We start from the raw sequence: 18,165 nt of genomic DNA, 5'->3' as shown, positions 1-18,165 counted from the left end.
CGAGCCCGCAGGTGACGTCGTCGGTGACGTTCACCGGCTCTGCCGCGGAGACTCAGCGAAATCCGCTGCTGGTCAGTCCTTGCCGTTGAGCCGCCAGATCTGGTTCTTCTTGGTGGTCAGGGCGCTCGCCGGGTCGCAGGTCCACTGGTGGACGAGGGCACCGGGTGCCGTGGAGATGGTGCTGACGTCGACGCACTTGCCGCTGTGCACGGCGACGAGCTGGTAGTCGTGGCTGTTGCCGAGCGCGGTCACCGCCCGGAGGGTGAAGCGCTGGTTGGTGCCGTTGAGGCAGGTCCACTGCTGGACGGCGGCCCCGTCGGCCGTCGAGAAGGCCGAGACGTCCAGGCACTTGCCGCTGACGTGGTTGACGACGGTGTAGGTGTCGGTCGTGCCGGCGACGGGGTGGAAGTCGAAGACCTGCTCCTGGCCGCTTCCACACGGGTTCTGCTGGTACTGGGTGCCGTTGGCGGTGGACCGACCGGGGTCCTCGAGGCAGAGCCCGCTGTGCTGGGCGACCGCCGTGGAGGAGAACCCGGCCGCGGCGGCGCCGATGTGCAGGCTCGCGGGCGCGAAGGACACCTGGTCCAGGTGCGGCGCGGAGTTGGAGCGCATGGGCTGTCCGATGTCGCTGCCACCGCCCGAGTAGACCACGCCGATGGTGGTGCCGTCCCAGTTGTAGAGCTGTGAGGCGGTGAACCTGACGGTGTTGGCACCCTTGGTGAGAGTGACCGGGACGGTGTAGTCCTCGAACTGGTTCCAGTGCAGGGTGCTGGCGAAGTTGACGCGGGTGGCGGTGCCTCCGTTGACGCTGACGGCGGCGTGCTCGGCGTACAGGTCGGGGTTGTAGTGGTTGGAGGGCAGTTCCTCGGCGTTGGCGTAGCGCATGGTCATGGCGTAGGTGCCGGCCGAGGGCGCGTTGACGTCGAGAGTGAGGGAGTTGGCGGTTCTGTTGCCGATGCCGGTAACGACGCCGCCGTTGGCCTGGCTGTAGCCGGTGTCGGCGGCCGCGGTGCCGGTCGTTCGTCGGGCCCTTGACGTCGGCGTCCTTGGCGTAGCTGTTGCCGAACACCGACAGGTCGTAGTCGCCGGTGGTGGGGACGGAGACGGGGAAGGAGATCACCGTGGTCGAACCCGTGCGCAGGCCTCCGACGTCTTTGGTGCCCGGAGGTGGCGAACTTGCCGACGTTGCCGGTGGTGCCCTCGAGTTGAAGGCGGCCAGCGTCGACGAGTTGCCGCGCATGCCGCTGAACCAGTTCAGGTCGGGCTCGTTGTAGGGGATGAAGACGATGTGGCTCGCGTAGGGGCTGGCCATCGCCTGCTCGACCTGGGTCTTCATGGTCGCCTGGTAGGCCGAGTAGCTGGTGCGTTCGTAGGTGGCCCGGTACACGTCCGTCATGTAGATGAACTCGTCCCCGCCGCCGCTGTCGACGAAGGGCTTGGCGATCTCCAGGGCGTCCGAACCGGGATGCTGCTGTCCGTCCTGGTACTTGGTGTTGGTGGTCCGCAGCCCCATCCCCTCGATGAGGTTGTTCGTCGGCACGTCCGGCCCGTACAGGCCGTACAGCGCCCCGGAGGCGCCGCCCCGGAAGGCTCCGGTGCTGGTGCCCAGGTCGACGGTGAGGGTGGGGGTGGCGGCAGAGGCCGGCGTCGCCAGCACCGTGGTGGCGCCGGCTACGACGGTCAGCGAGAGCAACGACGTGGCGATGCCATGGAGAAGGCGTCTCGTGGTCGAGCGTCTGTGCCCGGTTCTTGGCATGGGCTTACGTCCCTTCAGCGAGCGGCTGCTTGTTGCTGCGCCGGCCCCCGCGCCGGACGTGTGGGTGGGGTGTCGCCTCGCTGGTCAGGCGACGGCGTGGTCGGTCCCGGCCTGGGCACGACGGTGGTGATGGTCGCGGGCCAGCAACAGGTAACCGCTGGCGGTCCAGGTGTAGGCGCGGTCGCGCAGGCCCGTGCCGGTCAGGGCGTCGAAGTTCTCCGCGAAGCCGTGGGTCTCGCACAGGGCGCGGAAGCGGGCGCTGACCTCGTCCGCCAGGCGGTCGTGCCCGGCGCGGCGCAGGCCGTCCTCGATGAGGACGGTGGCGGGGGCCCAGATCGGGCCGCGCCAGTAGCCGTCGGGCTCGTAGTGCGGGGAGGCGGGGTGTTCGGTCGCCAGGCCGAACGCGGTGAGGTGGGCCTCGATCCTTTCGGCCAGCCGGTCGCGGACCTCGGCGGGCAGGCGGTCGCCGAGCACGATCGGCATCAGGTCGAGCAGACTGGCGCTCGGGGTGGGGGCCCCGCCCTCGGCCGGCCGGCTCAGGAAGCGTTCACCGTCCCACAGCTCGTCCAACAGGGCCGCCTGGATGGCGTCGGCTGTCTCGGTGCGGCGTCGGGCGTCGTCCACGAACCCCAGCTCGTCGGCGAGTCGGGCCAGTTCGTCGAGCTGCAGGATCAGCATCGCGGCGAGGTCGGAGGTGACGGCCACGCGTGAGGGGTCGAAGGTCGTGGCGTTGTCCCAGCCGCTGTCGTTGCCGTGCTGGTAGTGCGGCAGGGCCGCGCCGGGTGCGCGCCGCGCGGTGAGCCAGAAGTCCGTCCAGCGGGTCAGCCGGTCGTACGCCTCCATCAGCTGCGCCGGGGTGAGCGGCTGGGGGAGCAGTCGGCGCAGGCGGCCGAAGGCCCAGCCGTGGATGGGCGGTTTGACGAAGTTGTAGAGGACCTCGGAGTGGGTGACGGAGTCGGGCAACGCCCCCGTCTCGTCCTGATGGTCGAAGGGCAGCGAGAACTGGTCCCAGGCCAGGCCGGGGGATCCCGGGGCCAGAGCGAGGGCGTTGAAGCAGTGGTCCCAGCTCCAGACCTTGTCCATCCAGTGCTTGGACATCAGCACGGCGGGCCGGGTGACCAGTCCCGCGGGAAGCACGGTCGCGGACCACACCACATAGGCGGCGAGTTCGGCCGCCGGGGTGCCGGCCGAACGCCACGGGACGACCGTGTCGACGACCTCGGCGAACGACTGCCGCGCGGCCGCGACGACCTCGCCGAACGTCGACGACGCGAGGTAGGGCCGCCGCGCACTGTCGACCTCCTCGATCGCGACCTCCCACGATCCGTCGGCCCCGGCGCCGACCGTGAGGCCGCGGTCACCGGCGCCCAGGGACTGGGAACCGTGCACGTCGGCCACCGTGCCGGACAGCACGGTGATCCGGTAGCGGCGGCCGGTCTCGTAGGAGGTGAACAGGTGGGCGCCGTCCACCGGGTCGCGGTAGAAGTAGGTCCCGCTGAAGGGGGTCAGGGTCTTCGCCGCCGCGGCGACGCGCAGGCCCAGCCCTTCGCCGTGCACGCGTACGGTGTCCGGCGACTCGTAGGCGAGATCGACGCGCCCCTGCGCACCGGTCCAGCTGAGCAGGCTCGGTGTCGCCCGCACGACGGTCCTGGCCCGCTCGCCCGTCGCCGCGTCGAGAGGGACCAGGCGCAGGACGGCGTGCATGCCGTTCTGGTGGGAGACGAGGTGGAGGTCATCGGAGCGCGTCCTCTCCGCCAGCACGGGAGAGATGCCGAACCAGGATCCGTACGCGCTGAAGGGGATGTCCTGGACGGAGAAGGCCGGGCCGGACGGGACGGCGGTCATGAAGCGGCACTCATTTCTCGAGCGGGCAGGCAGGTGTTCTGCCGGTCGGGGCGTACGGCACTCGCACGGCGGCTCCCGGACGGGAACCGCACGCGGCGGCCGCATGTCAGTCCTTGACGGCGCCGGCGGCCACGCCGGCGGCGACGTAGCGCTGGGCGAGGACGAGGATGACCGCGGCCGGCAGCGAGGCCACGACGGCGGTCGCCATGATGGCGTTCCACTCCTGGTTGTTGTTGCCGATGTAGTGGTAGATGCCGAGCGTGATCGGCTGGTGGGCGCCGCCGCTCGCGAGGGTGCTGGCGAAGACGAAGTCCGACCAGGACCACAGGAACGCGAACAGGGACACCGTGACGACGGCGTTGCGGCTCATGGGCAGGACGATGGACCAGAACGTGCGCAGGGCCCTCGCCCCGTCCATCTGCGCGGCCTGGATCAGCTCGCCGGGGATGCCGGACATGAACGCGGTGAAGATCAGGACGCCGAAGGGGACCGCCAGCGTGGAGTCGGCGACGATCAGACCGGGAACCGACTGGAGCAGGCCGAGGCTGAGGTAGATGGCGTAGAACCCCATCGCCATGATGATGCCGGGGATCATCTGGGCGGCCAGGAGGACGAAGTTGAGGACGCCGCCGCCGCGCGGGCGGAGTTTCGCCAGCGCGTAGCCGGCGGGTGCGGCCAGCGCCACGGTCAGGGCGACGGTGCCGAGGCCGATGACGAGGCTGGTGCCGAGGTAGGGCAACTGCTGGGCGACGACGGCCCGGTAGCCCTCCAGGGTGGCGTGGGCGGGGAACAGGCCGGGCGGGCTCTTGCGTATGTCCTGGTCGCGGGTGAGGGACACGTTGAGCATCCAGTAGACCGGGAAGAGCATGACCGCGGTCAGCAGGACGCCGATGGCCGTCTTCCCGCCGCTGCGGCGGCGTCGGTTCAGGACCGTCTGTGCGCTCGTCATGACAGTGCCTGCTTTCGCTGAGCTCGGACGTAGACCAGCCCGAAGACCAGGGCGGCGACCACCAGCAGGTTGCCGACGGCCGCACCGGGACCGAAGGCGGGCAGCAGGTTGCCGAAGCCGAGTCGGTAGGACCAGGTGGCGAAGGTGGTGGACGAGTCCGCGGGGCCGCCCTTGGTCATGATCCAGATGATGTCGAAGACCTTGAGTGTGTAGACCAGCCCCAGGAGCAGGGTGATCGCGGACACCGGACGCAGCAGCGGGAAGGTGATGCTCCAGAACCGCCGCCAGGGCCCCGCCCCGTCGAGGGCGGCGGCCTCGTACAGGCCGGCCGGGATGGACTGCAGGCCGCTGTGAAGCACGACCAGGTTGAACGGCACGCCGATCCAGATGTTCGCGATGATCACCGAGGCCAGCGACCAGGACGGGGAGGTCAGCCAGTTCACCGGGCCGATGCCGACGGCGTGCAGGGCGGCGTTGACGACGCCGGACTCGCTGTTGAGCATCCACGACCAGGTGGACGCCGACACGATCAGCGGCAGCAGCCACGGTACGAGGAACAGCGCGCGCAGGGTGGCGGAGAGCCGGAAGTGCTGGTTGAAGAAGACCGCGAGCGCCAGGCCGATCGCGTACTGGAAGACCAGGCACACGGCGGTGAACACCACGGTGTGCAGCAGGGCCGGAGCGAACGTCGGGTCGTCGAAGACGGTCCGGTAGTTCTTCAGGCCAGTGAACGGCGCGTCGCCCTCGACGAAGGAGCGGACGGTGTAGTTGCGCAGGCTCAGGTCGAGGTTGCGGTAGAGCGGATACGCGTAGAAGAGAGCGAGGTAGAGGGTGACCGGGGCGAGGAACGCCCAGGCGGCCCACTGCGGGGAGGCCGGTCGGCGCCGGGTCATGGTGCGGGCCGGAGGCGGGGCGGCGGTCGCCGCCCCGTTCCGGTCGGGCACCCGCCGGTGGGCCGGCAACGGTGTCGATTGCTTCATCGGCGCGGGGGTCCCGATTACTTGACGGCGGACTGAGCTGAGCCGAGCGCGTCCTTCGGGGACGCCGACCCGCTGAGGGCGGACTGGACCGCCTTCCACAACTGCTCGGAGATCTTGGGGTACTTGGTGCCCAGGTCGTCACTGGTGCGTCCCTTGGCGGCCTTGACCGCGTCGACCCAGGGCTTGAGCTTGGGGTCGGCCGTCACCTGCTTGTTCTGGACCTCGCTGGTGGGCGCCACGTAGGACAGGGTGGTGTCGGTTTCCAGCTGGTTCTGGCTGTTGCTCAGACAGGAGACGAGCTTCTGCGTTGTGGCGTAGCGGCCGGTGTCGCCCTGCACCGGGACGGTGACGAACTCACCGCCCGTCGGGGCCGCGGCCGCGCCTCCCGAGGCGGCCGGGACGGGGATGACGCCGTAGTCGAAGCCCGCCTTGTCGGCGTTGGCGAGCTGCCAGGTGCCGTTCTCGCTGAACGCGTAGTCGCCGCCGGCGAACTCCTGCCAGCTGGTCGTCTGGGTGTTGTTGATCACCGAGTTGGGTGCGTAGCCCTTGTCCAGCCAGCTCTTCCACAGCGACAGCGCGGAGACCGCCTGGTCGGAGTCGAGCGCGGTCAGTTCGGCTCCGGAGCCCCAGAACCAGGGCAGGAACTGGAAGCTGCCCTCCTCCGTACCGATCGCGGAGAACGTGATGCCCTTCTTCCCCGCCGCCTTGACCTTCGCCAGCGCCGCGGTCAGCGACTTCCAGTCCTTGACCGAGGAGATGTCCACTCCGGCCTTCTTCAGCACGGCCTTGTTGTAGTACAGGGCCAGTGTGTTCGCGCCGATCGGCGTGCCGTACGTCTTCCCGCCCGACTGGCCGGCCGCGAGCAGGTTGGGGTCGACCTTGGAGGTGTCCAGTTTGTTGTCGTCGGTCGTGGTCAGGACGCCCGCCTCCGCCAAGGTCGACACCACCGGGTTGTCGACGATGAGGACGTCCGCGGAGTTGTCCTGCTGCGCCGCCAGCAACGCCTTGTTGGTCAGGTCACTGGTGTCGAACGCGGTCCGCTTGATCTTCACCCCGGCCTTGGTGCCGCAGCCGTCCAGCAGTTTCGCCCACGCCGAACTCTTGTCGAACTGCGGGTACGGGTCCCAGATCGTGTAGGTGCTGTCCCCGGCCTTCGTGGAGGTGCCGCCGCCGTCGGAGGAGCACGCGGTGGCGCCGGCGGTGACGGTGACGACGGTCAGGACCGCGGCGGCGAGACGCCGTCCGGCGGGTCCGTGCATGGCGGACCTGTGTATCGCGGTGGGGTTCGTGGTGGTTCGGTTCATGACGGATCGGTTCATGACGGTTCCTCATGGGAGTTGGCACACGGGTGCCCTGGGAGAGGTGCTCGGGGGCCGCTGAGCTCGCCGAAGGGGGCGGTGGGTGAGGGCGGGGGTGACGGTCAGAGGTCGGTAGGGGTGTCGCCGACGCCGGGAGCGGGGTCGGCGTGCCTGGTGCCGGCGGGCGCGGTGCTCCCTCGCAACGAGATCGGCGGCGCGAGCAGGTGATGCCGGGCCGGTGTGCCGGGGTGGTCGAGCCGCTCGACGAGCAGATCGACGGCGAGGCGGCCCATCTGTTCCGCCGGCACGTCCGCCGCGGTGAGCTGCGGGGTCACCGTCTCCGCCCACCGGCTGGCCACGACTCCGGTGACGGAGAAGTCACGTGGCACATGGCGTCCGGCGTGCGCCAGGCCTCGGTAGAGGCCGCCGAGCGCGGCTTCGTTCAAGGTGACCAGGGCCGTGGTGGCGGGATCGTCGTGCAGGATCCGTTCCAGACAGGCGAGGCCGGAGGCGGCGTCGTCCCCGCAGCAGTACGTCCGGACGGTGAGCCCGCGTTCCGCGGCGGCCTTGGTGAACCCGTCGAGCCCCCGGTGGGCGGACTCGTACCCCGCCCTTAGGAGCTGTTCGGGCCGGTTGACGAGAGCGATCCGGCGGTGGCCCAGGTCCGCGAGATGATGCACACAGGCCGCCGACAGCACCGTGTGGTCCAGGCCCACCCACCAATGGCCCTGCGGGTGGGCGGCGCGGCCGATGGCGACGGAGGGGAAGTCGAGCGCGGTGAGGTGGTCGAGCCGGTCGTCCCGCAGCCGGATCTCCATCAGGATCGCGCCGTCGACCCGCCGCTCACCCAGCAGCCGCTGGAACGAACGGTCGCTGTCCGCGCCGCTCGGAGAGAGCAGCACATCGTAGTCGTGGGCCGCGGCGGCCTCGGTGACGCTGCCGATGAAGTCCAGCTGCATGCCGGTGTAGTGGTTCCCGGCCGGCGGGAAGACCAGACCGATGGTGTTGGTCCGGCCGTTGGCCAGCGCCCGCGCACTCGCGTTGGGCTGGTAGCCCAGTTCGTCGATGACCCGTTGGATCTTCTGGCGGGTGTCCTCGGACACCGGGCGCTTCCCGCTCAGGGCGTACGACACGGTGCTCCGCGAAACACCGGCCCGCTTGGCAATCTCACCGATGTTCACGGGGCTCCTCGCTGGGGACGGTCGAACCGGTTCGATGAGGACAAGGAACAAGATCGGACGGTTTCGCACCGTCGAACCGGTTCGCGTGAAGTGAAGGTAGGAGCAACCCGGACGGGTGTCAACGCTTCGTGCACGATTTCCCGTAACGGCCCGGACACATCCGCGTGCGGAGGTTCGGTGCCTGGTCTGCCCGCGTGTGCGCCATTTTCTTCAGCAGTTGGGGACCACGTTCGTCGCGCCGTGGACATCCTGACCTCGTACGGGCGGCTGCCGCGCGCGGCAGCGGAGAGCCGTGTCGGGGCGTAGCCGACCGCTGTCCTTGATGCCGACTTCCTCGAACCGGTTCGATCGACGGACCAGGTTTCCGGAAGCCCGGCAGCGCGGGAGTGCGGGAGCGCCGGGGTGGTGCAGTTTGACGGATTGAGGTCTGTGGGGCGCGGGCGTTCAGCTGACATTGTGTGGCATGCACATGCCTTCCTCACCCCCACAGGAGGTCGACCATGCACGCGCGCACGTTCGTTCATGGCTTCACCGCTGCCCTCACCGTCGCTCTCACTCTGGCCGGCGGCCAGGCCTACGCGACGTCGGACTCCGGCGATCAGCTGCTCGCGGCCCGCGTCGTCACCTATGACGCCGGTGCCTCGGCGGAGTTCAGGGCCGCCGTCGACCGGGGCGCGGCGATCTGGAACGAGAGCGTCGACGCCGTGGAACTGCGTCCGGTGGCCGCCGGGCAGCGAGCCAACATCAGGATCCTGGCCGACAACGGCTGGCCCCGGGCGCTGACCACCTCACTCGGCAACGGAACGGTCTACATCGGACGGGAGGCCGTGAACGAGGGCTACGACACGGTCCGGATCTCGGCGCACGAACTGGGCCACATCCTCGGCCTGCCGGACCGCAAGCCCGGACCCTGCACCAGCCTGATGTCGGGTTCCACCGCCGGCGTCTCCTGCACGAACCCCTACCCGAACACGGCCGAGAAGTCGGAGGTCGAGGGCAACTTCGGCGCCGCACTCAGCCGTCCGGCGCCGGGTGCGCGCACCGTGGAGATCGTGGACTGATCGGGGCGGCCGCGCGGGGACGGCAGCCCCATGGGCGCCGTCCGCCGCGCGGCCGGTGGCACGCCGTCAGCGCGGCCGCCGGGACAGCCAGGCGGCGGCCAAGGCGCCGGAGATGTTGTGCCACACGGAGAAGACCGCGGCCGGCAAGGCGGCCAGCGGGCTGAAGTGGGCGGTGGCCAGCGAGGCCGCGAGCCCGGAGTTCTGCATGCCCACCTCGAAGGCCATGGCACGACTCCCCGGCTCGCCGAGCCGGGCGACGCGTCCGGCCCCGTAACCCAGGGCCAGGCCCAGCCCGTTGTGCAGCACGACCGCGACGAAGACCAGCAGGGCGGCCGATTTGATGGCGTCGGCGCTGCCCGCCACGACCACGGTCACGATCACGCCGATGGTCAGCGCGGACAGCCAGGGCAGCACCGGCAGGGCCCGCTGCAGATGACGGCCCGCCACAAGCCGTACGACGAGACCGGCGAACACCGGGAGCAGCACCGTCTTGAGGATGTCGGTGACCATGGAGCCCGCGTCGACCGGCAGGTACTCGCCCGCCAGCAGCAGCGTCAGGGGCGGGGTGACCAGCGGGGCCACCAGCGTGGAGACGGTGGCGACGGAGACGGACAACGCCACATCACCACGGGCCAGATAGGTCACCACGTTGGAAGCGGTACCGCTGGGGGCGCAGCCGACGAGGATCACGCCCGCGGCGAGCTGCGGCGGGAGCTGCAGCAGGTGGGCGACCGCCCAGCCGAGTCCCGGCATGATGACGTAGTGGGCGACCAGCCCGAGGACCACCGCCCAGGGCCGCTTGGCGACACCGTGGAAGTCCTGCGGGGTCATCGTGACACCCATGCAGAACATCACCACGCCCAGCAGATACGGCACCGCCTCGCCCCACCCGGTGAAACTCCCCGGCAGCAGAAGGCCGACGGCACCGGCCAGGACGACGAGGATCGGGAAGACGGTGACGGCACGTCGCGCGGAGCGGTCGCCGACGACATCACTGCCCTGGTGCTCGGACTGTTCGGACTGTTCGGGTTGCTCGGTACTCACCGGGTGAGACAACGCTTCGTCAGGGGCATGACGCAAAGGCGTCTCGCGATGTGATCATCAAGGCCGCATGGGATAGGCCCGGAGCGGCACGTGCTGCCCAGGTGCGGAGCGTCAGTTCCCGCAGCGGAGCGCGTCGAGGACATGGGGCCAGGCAACCGCCCCCAACCGTGCGTCGGCTTCGGCTGTGCCTCCGTACCGGAAGCGGGGGGATGCCGGTGCCGGGCTCTCGCCAGGAAAGCGTGGGCGGTGACCGGCATCGTCGCGGGTGATCAGACGTACCGTCGCACCGACCGAGCGTCGGCGTCGTGCCAGTTGCTCGGCGAACGGAAGGGACGGCCACATCGCGTCGTCGCCGCCCGCCACCAACAGCAGATCCGCTCGCGCCCTGTCGACGGGGATCTCCGCCGACGGGAGCAGATCGGCGAACGTGCGCTCGCTCAGTTCGTACCATCCGCGGATGGCGACAGGCCCTCCGTCCGCCTCGGCGGCAGTCCAGGAATCGTCCAGCGGGACAAAAGGCACCGCCTTCTCCCGCCAGGTCCAGGACGATCGGCAGGGGCGGTGGGCACCGTCGCGGCCTGGTCCGACATTGCACCAGACCCGGGACGTGGGCGATATCGCGACGACCACGTCCACGCGAGGATCGTGCACTGCCGTGAGCAGAGCGGCCTCAGCCCCCTTGGACGTGCCCAGGACGGCGATGCGCTCCGCTCCGTTCGACCGGAGGAAGTCGACGCCCATGGTGAACGTCTCCAGGGGGATCTCGCAGATCCCGGGGGACTGCCCCGGACCGCCGAACCAGCGGATCGAAACGGCCGTCATGCCCTGCTGGGCGAGGAGACGTGCTCTCTCCCGTTCGACGCGCCCGCTGGAACCCGCCAGGACCAGCACACCGATGTCGCCGCCGCGCGCGGGAGCGGCCAGAAAGCCTTGCCAAGGGGCGGTCAGCTCGTGCTCAGTGACATCCACGTGATCCCCCGTCAGCGCCCGACTCGACCTGTCGGCGCAGCCTAACCGGCGTCGCCCGAGCCCTCTCACGTCGCCTGCCCCGACGGCATGCACTCCCGCGCGGTGGATAGGGTTGGGCCGGTGGAAATGCTGCACCTGCGCTACTTCGTGGCCGTCGCCGAGGAACTGAACTTCACCGCCGCAGCTCGCAGACTGCACATGTCGACGCCCCCGTTGAGCCAGCGGATCAAGGACCTTGAGCACGAGATCGGGCATCGGCTGTTCGACCGCAGCACCCACCACGTCCTGCTCACCCCGGCCGGCACCGCGCTGCTGCCGATCGCACGCGACGTACTGGAGCAGGTCAACTCCATCCCGTGGCGGCTGAGCGAAGCGACGCGGCCGCAGCGCAGCACCGTGTTCCTCGGCATGCCCGCCGGGGTCCACCCGGATCTGCGTGAGCGAGTCAACGCCCTTGCCGGGCGGGTCCGCGAGCGGTTCGAACTCAAACGCTGGCCCGGTGCCACCGCGGATCTGGTCACCGCGGTGCGCGACGGCCGACTCGCGTTGACGCTGGCCCGGCTCCCGGTCGCCGACCCGGTGCTGGAGCAGTTGACGGTGATGTCGGAGCGGCTCGGCGCGGTGGTGCCGGCCGACCGGTTCACCGGGCGGGACTCCATCGCGCTGACCGAGCTGACCGATCTCCCCTACGTCGCCTCACCCACGGACATCACTCCCGCGTATTTCGACCAGCTCGACCATCAGTTGGCCGAGCTCGGCGTGAAAAAGCGCATCAAACTCACCAACACCGGGTTCGGTGCGGCTTCCGAAATAATATCCAGCGGACTGGCATTCTCTGTTTCGATGCTGGACGCCAGAAGTCCCATGCAGGGATATCGGGTGGAGAACGTGACCATTCTGCCCTTCGCGGATTTCCGTCCCCGCCTGGATACGGCCCTACTCTGGAACCGTGAGCGCGCCCAGGGCGGCGACCTCGAAGAACTCGTCGAGGCCGCTCGCGATATCTTCGGTGAACCCCTCAGTAGCTGACTGATTGCGCGGCCCGAACGCTGTTATCGCTGTGGTCATACCGTTATTCGCAACAAGATCATTCCGTTTTTCTTCCTTCGCCACTAACTTCGATGTCAGAGCAACGAAGCAGGGTGTGAAGGGACGAACAATGACGGACGCGACCACCAGCAACACCACCGCCGGCCCCCTGGACGGCATACGAGTGATCGACCTCTCCACCGTGGTGATGGGTCCGTACGCAGCCCAGATCCTCGGAGACCTGGGCGCCGACGTGATCAAGATCGAGTCGCCGGCCGACACCGTGCGCGTGGGCCAGTACCGCACCACGCCCGGCATGACCCCGCTGAGCCTCAACGTCAACCGCAACAAGCGCAGCGTCACGCTCAACCTCAAGAACGCGCCCGAGCGCGACCAGGCCCTCGAACTGATCGACACCGCGGACGTGCTGATCACCAACATGCGCCCGAACGCGCTCAGCCGCCTGGGCATGACCTACGACGACCTCGCCGAGCGCAACCCGGGCCTGGTCTACGCGCACGCCCAGGGCTTCCGCAGCGACTCCGACCGCGTCGGCGACGCCGCCTACGACGAGACCGTGCAGGCCGCCTCCGGTCTGGTCGACATCGCCAACCGCGCGCTGGGACAGCCGGTCTACCTGCCGACCATCCTCGGCGACAAGGTCTCCTCGCTGACCATCGCCTACAGCGTGCTGGCGGCGCTGGTGCACCGCGGCACGACCGGGCAGGGCCAGCAGATCGAGATCCCCATGACGGACACACTGATCGCGTTCAACCTGGTCGAGCACCTGTCCGGCCACGTGTACGAGCCCGCGCAAGGCCCGACGGGCTTCACGCTGTCGATGAACAAGGGCCACCGTGCGGTGCGCACCCAGGACGGACTCGCCTGCGTGATCCCCTACAACCCGCAGAACTTCCGGGATTTCTTCGCCGCCGCCGGCCGTCCCGACCTGGCCGCGGACCCGCGCGTCAACGGCGAGGCCATCGACAGCGCCGACCACGAGGCCTTGTCCGAGCTGATCGACGAGTGCGCCCCGGCGCTGACCACCGCCGAGTGGGCAGAGGTGTGCTCCAAGCACAGCATCCCGATGGCACCGGTACTGGAACTGGACCGCGCCCACGAGGACGAGTACATCCGCGACGGTCACCTGCTCGACACCGTCGAGCACCCGACCGAGGGCGCCATCCGCACCGTCGGCATCCCGGTGAGGTTCTCCGCCACGCCCGGCTCGATCCGCCGCCTGGCTCCGGTCCCGGGCCAGGACACCGCCGACGTCCTCGGCGAACTCGCCGCCCACTGACCGGCAGCGGACAAAAAGCAGGCCGCGGACAAGAAGCAAGCAGCGGACAAGAAACAGAAGGAAGCGGAAAGCCATGAGCACCACCGAAGTGCGCACCGAACGGATCGGTTCGACCCTGCTGATCACGATCGACCGCCCGCAGGCGCGCAACGCCGTGAACGCCGCGGTCGCCGCCGGTCTGGCCGCCGCGCTGGACGAACTGGAAACCGACCCCGAACTCCGCGTGGGCGTCCTGACCGGCGCGGAGGGCACCTTCAGCGCCGGCATGGACCTCAAGGCCGCGCTGCGCGGCGAGTCGCCCGAGATCGAGGGCCGCGGGTTCGGCGGTCTGACCGAGGCCGAGCTGACGAAGCCGCTGATCGCCGCCGTCGAGGGCTGGGCCATGGGCGGCGGGTTCGAACTGGCCCTGGGCTGCGACCTGATCGTCGCCGCCGAGGACGCCAAGTTCGGGCTGCCCGAGGTCAAGCGCGGCCTGATCGCCGCGGGCGGCGGCGTGATCCGGCTGCCCAAGCGGATCCCGTACCACCTGGCGATGGAGTTCCTGCTGACCGGCGAGGCGGTCGACGGCCGCAAGGCGGGCGAGCTGGGCCTGGTCAACCGGGTCACCGACCCCGGTGATGCCACCGCCGTGGCCGTGCGGCTCGCCGAGCAACTCGCGCCGAACGCCCCGCTCGCGCTGGCCGCGGTGAAGCAGATCGTGCGCGCCGCCCACGGTGTGCCGGAGACCGACGCCTTCGCCGTGCAGCGCGAGGCGATGGGCGACCTGATGGCCTCGGCCGACGTCCGCGAAGGCATGACGGCCTTCGCCGAGCGCCGAGCCCCGCGGTGGACGGGCAAGTGACATGAGGATCGAAGAAGTCCGGCGGCGGATGACCACCCCGCTGACCAGCCCGGCCTTCGCGCCGATGGTCCCGAGGTTCACCGACCGCGAATACCTCAACATCGTCTACCGCACCGACGCCGACGCGCTGCGCGCCGTGGTCCCCGAACCGCTGCGGATCGACGAGCCGTTGGTCCGGTTCGAGGTCATGAAGATGGGTGACGTCAGCGGATACGGCCCCTACACCGAGTCGGGCCAGGCGATCCCGGTCAGCCTCGACGGCGAGCGGGGCGAGTACCTGCACGCGATGTACCTCGACAACTTCCCGGCGACCGCGTCGGGGCGCGAGGTCAGCGCGTACCCGAAGACGATCGGATCGCCGAGCCTCTACGTCGACCACGGCGCACTGGTGGGCACCCTCGACCACGGCACGCTGCGGGTCGCCACCGCGACCATGGGCTACAAGCACCACGAGCTCGACCCGCGAGAGGCCGAGGCACAGATCACCGTGCCGACCTTCATGCTCAAGACGATCCCGGGCTACGGCGGTTCGCCCCGGGTGCAGGAACTCGTGCGCACCGAGATCACCGACATCGCGGTCAAGTGGGCCTACACCGGCCCCGCGAGGCTCCAGCTGTTCCAGCACGTGCTCGCCCCGCTGGCCGACCTGCCGGTGCTGGAGGTCCTCTCCGCGAGCCACATCCTCACCGACCTGACGCTCGCCGGGGTCAAGCCGGTCCACGACTACCTGGAAGGAAGGCCGTCATGACACGGGAGTTGATCACGCAACAGTCGAAGACGCAGGAGGCGAAGGCGCAGCACCAGAAGACGCAGCAGCCAAAGACGCAGGAGCCGACGCCACGCGGGTTCCGCACGGCGGCCGTGATCGGCGCCGGCACCATCGGACTGTCCTGGACGGCACTGTTCGCCGGGCACGGGCTCACCGTCCGGGTGAGCGACCCCCGGCCGGACCTCGCCGAAGCCGTCGCCGCGGCCCTGGCCGACTTCGCCCCGCACCTCGCGGCCCGGGGCCTGGACGTCGAGGGCCTCGCCGACCGGGTGCACATCGCGGCCGACGTGACCGAGGCGGTCCGCGACGCGGACGTCGTCCAGGAGAACGGCCCGGAGCGCGTCGAGTTCAAGAAGGACCTCTTCGCCACCCTGGTCCGCGAGGCCCCCAAGCACGCGCTGCTGCTGAGCTCGTCGTCGGCAATCCCGTCGACCTCGTTCACCGCGGAACTCGACGACGCCGGCCGGATCCTCATCGGCCACCCCTTCAACCCGCCGCACCTGATGCCCCTGGTCGAGGTGGTCCCCGGCGAACGCACCAGCGAGGCCGCCGTCCAGGCCGCCGTGGACTTCTACACTCTCGTCGGCCGCACCCCGGTCGTCGAACGCAAGGAGATCCCCGGGTTCGTCGGCAACCGCCTGCAGAACGCGCTCAGCCGCGAGGCGATCTACCTCGTCGAGCAGGGCGTGGTGACACCGGAGGACCTCGACAAGGTGATGACGAACTCGCTCGGCATCCGCTGGTCGACGGTCGGGCCGTTCCTCGGCTCGCACCTCGGTGGTGGCCCCGGCGGCTATCGGCACCTGGCCGAGCACATCGGAGCGTCGATGAAGCAGATGTGGGCGGGCCTCGGCACCCCGTCACAGAACGAGGAAGAACAGCAACGGCTCATCGCAGCCGTGGAAAAGGCGTACGGCTCCGCCACGTACTCGGAACTCGCCGAGACGCGCGACCGCAGGCAACTCGCCGTCCTGTCCGCCCTGGACAGCGCCGACAGGTCCGGCCAGACCGACACCACCGACAAGGGGGAGAACTGACATGACCGTCACCATGGAACCGCTCGACGACCAGCTGGTCGCGGACTTCTACGCCTACGAGACGCTGCTGCCGGACGAGGAGCGCAAGATCCTCCTCAAGGCCCGCGCCCTCCTGCGGGACGAGATCAAGCCGCTGGTGAACGACAACTGGGGCAAGGGCGAGTTCCCGAAGGAGCTCATCGGCATCTTCCGCGCCAGCGGGCTGGCCGGACTGCCCTACGAGGGCTACGGCGAACACCGGCCCGCCGTCAGCAACCTGCTCAGCGGCATGCTGGCGATGGAGATGACCCGCACCGACGCCTCGGTGTCCACGTTCTTCGGTGTCCACAACGGACTCGCGATGTACTCCGTCCACTCCGGTGGCAGCCAGGAGCAGCGCGACCGCTGGCTGCCCGAGATGGCCGCGATGGACAAGATCGGCGCGTTCGCCATGACCGAGCCGCTCGGCGGGTCCGACGTCGCGGGCGGCATGCGCACCACGGCCAGGCGCGAGGGCGACACCTGGATCCTCGACGGCGCCAAGAAGTGGATCGGCAACGCCACCTTCGCCGACTACGTCGTGGTGTGGGCACGGGACGTCGACGACAACCACGTCAAGGGGTTCGTCGTCGAGAAGGGCACCCCCGGCTTCGAAGCCGTGAAGATCGAAGGCAAGATCGCCTTCCGGATCGTGGAGAACGCCGAGATCACCCTGACCGGCGTCCGGGTGCCGGAGGAGAACCGCCTGCAGAACATCAACTCCTTCCGCGACGTCGCGGAGATCCTGCGCGCCACCCGCGGCGGGGTCGCCTGGCAGGCGCTGGGTGTGATGGTCGGCGCCTACGAACTGGCGCTGGACTACGCGAAGAAGCGCGAGCAGTTCGGCCGCCCGATCGCCCGGTTCCAGCTGGTGCAGGACCTGCTGGTGAAGAGCCTGGGCAACATCACCGCCTCCTGGGGCATGCTCGTGCAGCTCGCCCGGCTCCAGGACGCCGGGATCTTCCGCGACGAACACTCCTCGCTGGCCAAGGCATTCGTCACCTCGCGGATGCGGTCGGTCGTGGCCTGGAGCCGGGAGATCTTCGGCGGCAACGGGATCGTGCTGGACTACGACATCGCGCGGTTCTTCGCCGACGCCGAGGCGATCTACTCCTTCGAGGGCACCCGGGAGATGAACACCCTGATCGTCGGCAAGTCGATCACGGGGCAGAGTGCCTTCGTGTGAACCGAACGGGCCCCGTTCGAACCGAAGGGGGCACCGGTTCCGCCGAAACGAGCCGCAGGGGCCGTTCCTCGCAGACGACGCGAGAAACGGCCCCTCCGCCATGTGCCATGGGGTGGCCGCACCGCACACGTCATCCGGGGATCTGGTGCACCGAGTCGTCGGCATCGGTCTCCTGGACCGGTCTGAACTCCACGGCCACCACCCCGTCGACGTTCCTGCACAGCTCCTCAAGGGCGGGCACCGAAACTGCCGGTGACAGCCGCCCGCTGAGCACCACCTGACCGTGCGCCACGTCCACGTGCACGGCGGAGGGAGCCAGGCCGAGACTCCTGACCATCACCTCCTCGACGATCTCGGTACGGATCGCCTGGTCCGTCCGCACGAAGATCCGCAGCAGGTCACTCCGGCTCACCACACCGATCAACCGCTGATTCTCATCGACCACGGGCAGCCGCTTGATGCCGTGCTGAGCCATGACACGGGCGGCGTCGACGACGCTCCAGTCCTCGCCAGCACAGACGGCGGGTGAGGTCATCAGCCCGGCCGCGTCGGTGGCCCACGCCTTGGTGGGCCGTACGCCCGCACCCGAGGCCGGGGCGGCGCCCTCCTGCCCGCCCCACATCTTGTGCAGCAGATCAGCCTCCGACACCACGCCCACCGGGCGGTCCTGAGCGTCCACGACGGGCACCGCCGTGATGTCGTACTCCAGCAGCAGGTGGGCGATCTCCTTGAACGGGGTTCTGGCCTGGACACGGACGACCGCGTTGCTCATCACGCCGCGCACCGTCTGGTGGTTCATCGCAGGGCTTCCTCTCGGGGTCCGGCTCCGGGCCGGGCGACGTGCGCGTACGGCCTTCACACTGTGGGCAACGAGCGACACACCCCGGATTACGCCCGACTTC

The 18,165-nt window shown here is 69.5% G+C and carries 15 protein-coding genes and 1 pseudogene; 7 read left to right on the top strand and 9 right to left on the bottom strand.

What is annotated here, in order from left to right; genetic code table 11:
• Positions 1–72: 72 nt before the first annotated feature.
• From ACFYRY_RS24135 to ACFYRY_RS24110, 6 genes and pseudogenes are all read right to left on the bottom strand, one after another.
• A pseudogene (locus ACFYRY_RS24135) lies at positions 73–1,693 on the bottom strand (RICIN domain-containing protein).
• A 147-nt stretch (positions 1,694–1,840) separates the two neighbouring features.
• Positions 1,841–3,601 carry an amylo-alpha-1,6-glucosidase gene (locus ACFYRY_RS24130; RefSeq protein WP_389149189.1) on the bottom strand — a complete coding sequence of 587 codons (1,761 nt, stop codon included), beginning with the start codon at positions 3,599–3,601 and terminating at the stop codon, positions 1,841–1,843.
• A 106-nt stretch (positions 3,602–3,707) separates the two neighbouring features.
• A complete protein-coding gene (locus tag ACFYRY_RS24125) occupies positions 3,708–4,550 on the bottom strand; it encodes a carbohydrate ABC transporter permease (protein ID WP_389149186.1) in 843 nt (280 codons plus the stop codon).
• Positions 4,547–5,530 (bottom strand): carbohydrate ABC transporter permease, encoded by a 984-nt coding sequence (locus ACFYRY_RS24120; RefSeq protein ID WP_389149183.1) that lies wholly within the window; start codon positions 5,528–5,530, stop codon positions 4,547–4,549. Before ACFYRY_RS24120 ends, ACFYRY_RS24125 begins: the two co-directional genes overlap by 4 nt.
• A gap of 17 nt (positions 5,531–5,547) precedes the next feature.
• On the bottom strand, positions 5,548–6,789 hold the full coding sequence (locus ACFYRY_RS24115) for an extracellular solute-binding protein (protein ID WP_389150254.1): 1,242 nt from the start codon (positions 6,787–6,789) through the stop codon (positions 5,548–5,550).
• A 161-nt stretch (positions 6,790–6,950) separates the two neighbouring features.
• A complete protein-coding gene (locus ACFYRY_RS24110; RefSeq protein ID WP_389149181.1) occupies positions 6,951–8,009 on the bottom strand; it encodes a LacI family DNA-binding transcriptional regulator in 1,059 nt (352 codons plus the stop codon).
• A gap of 500 nt (positions 8,010–8,509) precedes the next feature.
• On the opposite strand from ACFYRY_RS24110, the gene ACFYRY_RS24105 reads away from it, so the two are divergent.
• Positions 8,510–9,070, top strand: a complete 561-nt coding sequence (locus tag ACFYRY_RS24105) for a snapalysin family zinc-dependent metalloprotease (RefSeq protein WP_389149178.1) — start codon at positions 8,510–8,512, stop codon at positions 9,068–9,070.
• Positions 9,071–9,136: 66 nt separating this feature from the next.
• On the opposite strand, the gene ACFYRY_RS24100 is transcribed toward ACFYRY_RS24105, so the two are convergent.
• Positions 9,137–10,114, bottom strand: a complete 978-nt coding sequence (locus tag ACFYRY_RS24100; RefSeq protein ID WP_389149175.1) for a bile acid:sodium symporter family protein — start codon at positions 10,112–10,114, stop codon at positions 9,137–9,139.
• Between the two features lie 111 nt (positions 10,115–10,225).
• On the bottom strand, positions 10,226–11,083 hold the full coding sequence (locus ACFYRY_RS24095; protein ID WP_389149172.1) for an acyl-CoA thioester hydrolase/BAAT C-terminal domain-containing protein: 858 nt from the start codon (positions 11,081–11,083) through the stop codon (positions 10,226–10,228).
• A 126-nt stretch (positions 11,084–11,209) separates the two neighbouring features.
• On the opposite strand from ACFYRY_RS24095, the gene ACFYRY_RS24090 reads away from it, so the two are divergent.
• The 6 genes from ACFYRY_RS24090 to ACFYRY_RS24065 all read left to right on the top strand — a co-directional run bounded on the left by ACFYRY_RS24090 (position 11,210) and on the right by ACFYRY_RS24065 (position 17,263).
• Positions 11,210–12,112 carry a LysR family transcriptional regulator gene (locus tag ACFYRY_RS24090; RefSeq protein ID WP_389150251.1) on the top strand — a complete coding sequence of 301 codons (903 nt, stop codon included), beginning with the start codon at positions 11,210–11,212 and terminating at the stop codon, positions 12,110–12,112.
• A gap of 130 nt (positions 12,113–12,242) precedes the next feature.
• Positions 12,243–13,412, top strand: coding sequence for a CaiB/BaiF CoA transferase family protein (locus ACFYRY_RS24085; RefSeq protein ID WP_389149169.1), 1,170 nt, complete (start codon positions 12,243–12,245; stop codon positions 13,410–13,412).
• A gap of 73 nt (positions 13,413–13,485) precedes the next feature.
• The gene (locus tag ACFYRY_RS24080) at positions 13,486–14,253 is read left to right on the top strand and encodes a crotonase/enoyl-CoA hydratase family protein (RefSeq protein ID WP_389149166.1); all 768 of its coding nucleotides are present in this window, start codon (positions 13,486–13,488) and stop codon (positions 14,251–14,253) included.
• Between the two features lies 1 nt (position 14,254).
• Positions 14,255–15,001 carry an acetoacetate decarboxylase gene (locus ACFYRY_RS24075; RefSeq protein WP_389149164.1) on the top strand — a complete coding sequence of 249 codons (747 nt, stop codon included), beginning with the start codon at positions 14,255–14,257 and terminating at the stop codon, positions 14,999–15,001.
• Positions 14,998–16,059 (top strand): 3-hydroxyacyl-CoA dehydrogenase NAD-binding domain-containing protein, encoded by a 1,062-nt coding sequence (locus ACFYRY_RS24070; RefSeq protein WP_389149161.1) that lies wholly within the window; start codon positions 14,998–15,000, stop codon positions 16,057–16,059. The genes ACFYRY_RS24075 and ACFYRY_RS24070 overlap by 4 nt, the downstream gene beginning before the upstream one ends.
• 1 nt (position 16,060) lies before the next feature.
• Complete coding sequence (locus ACFYRY_RS24065; protein WP_389149158.1) at positions 16,061–17,263, top strand: acyl-CoA dehydrogenase family protein; 1,203 nt, start codon at positions 16,061–16,063, stop codon at positions 17,261–17,263.
• A 130-nt stretch (positions 17,264–17,393) separates the two neighbouring features.
• Here the strand turns inward: ACFYRY_RS24065 and ACFYRY_RS24060 are convergent, their stop codons facing one another.
• A complete protein-coding gene (locus ACFYRY_RS24060; RefSeq protein ID WP_389149155.1) occupies positions 17,394–18,062 on the bottom strand; it encodes a CBS domain-containing protein in 669 nt (222 codons plus the stop codon).
• Positions 18,063–18,165 lie beyond the last annotated feature (103 nt).

It is taken from the genome of Streptomyces sp. NPDC005263 (assembly GCF_042872365.1).
Taxonomy (GTDB): Bacteria; Actinomycetota; Actinomycetes; order Streptomycetales; family Streptomycetaceae; genus Streptomyces.
Note: the sequence above shows the minus strand (reverse complement) of the source record. Positions and strands in the feature narration are given on the sequence as shown.

What these genes read in the sequence shown, in the direction of transcription:
- ACFYRY_RS24130 (WP_389149189.1), bottom strand. Translation starts at nt 3,601, where the DNA reads ATGACCGCCGTCCCGTCCGGCCCGGCCTTCTCCGTCCAGGACATCCCC.
- ACFYRY_RS24125 (WP_389149186.1), bottom strand. Translation starts at nt 4,550, where the DNA reads ATGACGAGCGCACAGACGGTCCTGAACCGACGCCGCCGCAGCGGCGGG.
- ACFYRY_RS24120 (WP_389149183.1), bottom strand. Translation starts at nt 5,530, where the DNA reads ATGAAGCAATCGACACCGTTGCCGGCCCACCGGCGGGTGCCCGACCGG.
- ACFYRY_RS24115 (WP_389150254.1), bottom strand. Translation starts at nt 6,789, where the DNA reads ATGCACGGACCCGCCGGACGGCGTCTCGCCGCCGCGGTCCTGACCGTC.
- ACFYRY_RS24105 (WP_389149178.1), top strand. Translation starts at nt 8,510, where the DNA reads ATGCACGCGCGCACGTTCGTTCATGGCTTCACCGCTGCCCTCACCGTC.
- ACFYRY_RS24090 (WP_389150251.1), top strand. Translation starts at nt 11,210, where the DNA reads ATGCTGCACCTGCGCTACTTCGTGGCCGTCGCCGAGGAACTGAACTTC.
- ACFYRY_RS24085 (WP_389149169.1), top strand. Translation starts at nt 12,243, where the DNA reads ATGACGGACGCGACCACCAGCAACACCACCGCCGGCCCCCTGGACGGC.
- ACFYRY_RS24080 (WP_389149166.1), top strand. Translation starts at nt 13,486, where the DNA reads ATGAGCACCACCGAAGTGCGCACCGAACGGATCGGTTCGACCCTGCTG.
- ACFYRY_RS24075 (WP_389149164.1), top strand. Translation starts at nt 14,255, where the DNA reads ATGAGGATCGAAGAAGTCCGGCGGCGGATGACCACCCCGCTGACCAGC.
- ACFYRY_RS24070 (WP_389149161.1), top strand. Translation starts at nt 14,998, where the DNA reads ATGACACGGGAGTTGATCACGCAACAGTCGAAGACGCAGGAGGCGAAG.
- ACFYRY_RS24065 (WP_389149158.1), top strand. Translation starts at nt 16,061, where the DNA reads ATGACCGTCACCATGGAACCGCTCGACGACCAGCTGGTCGCGGACTTC.
- ACFYRY_RS24060 (WP_389149155.1), bottom strand. Translation starts at nt 18,062, where the DNA reads ATGAACCACCAGACGGTGCGCGGCGTGATGAGCAACGCGGTCGTCCGT.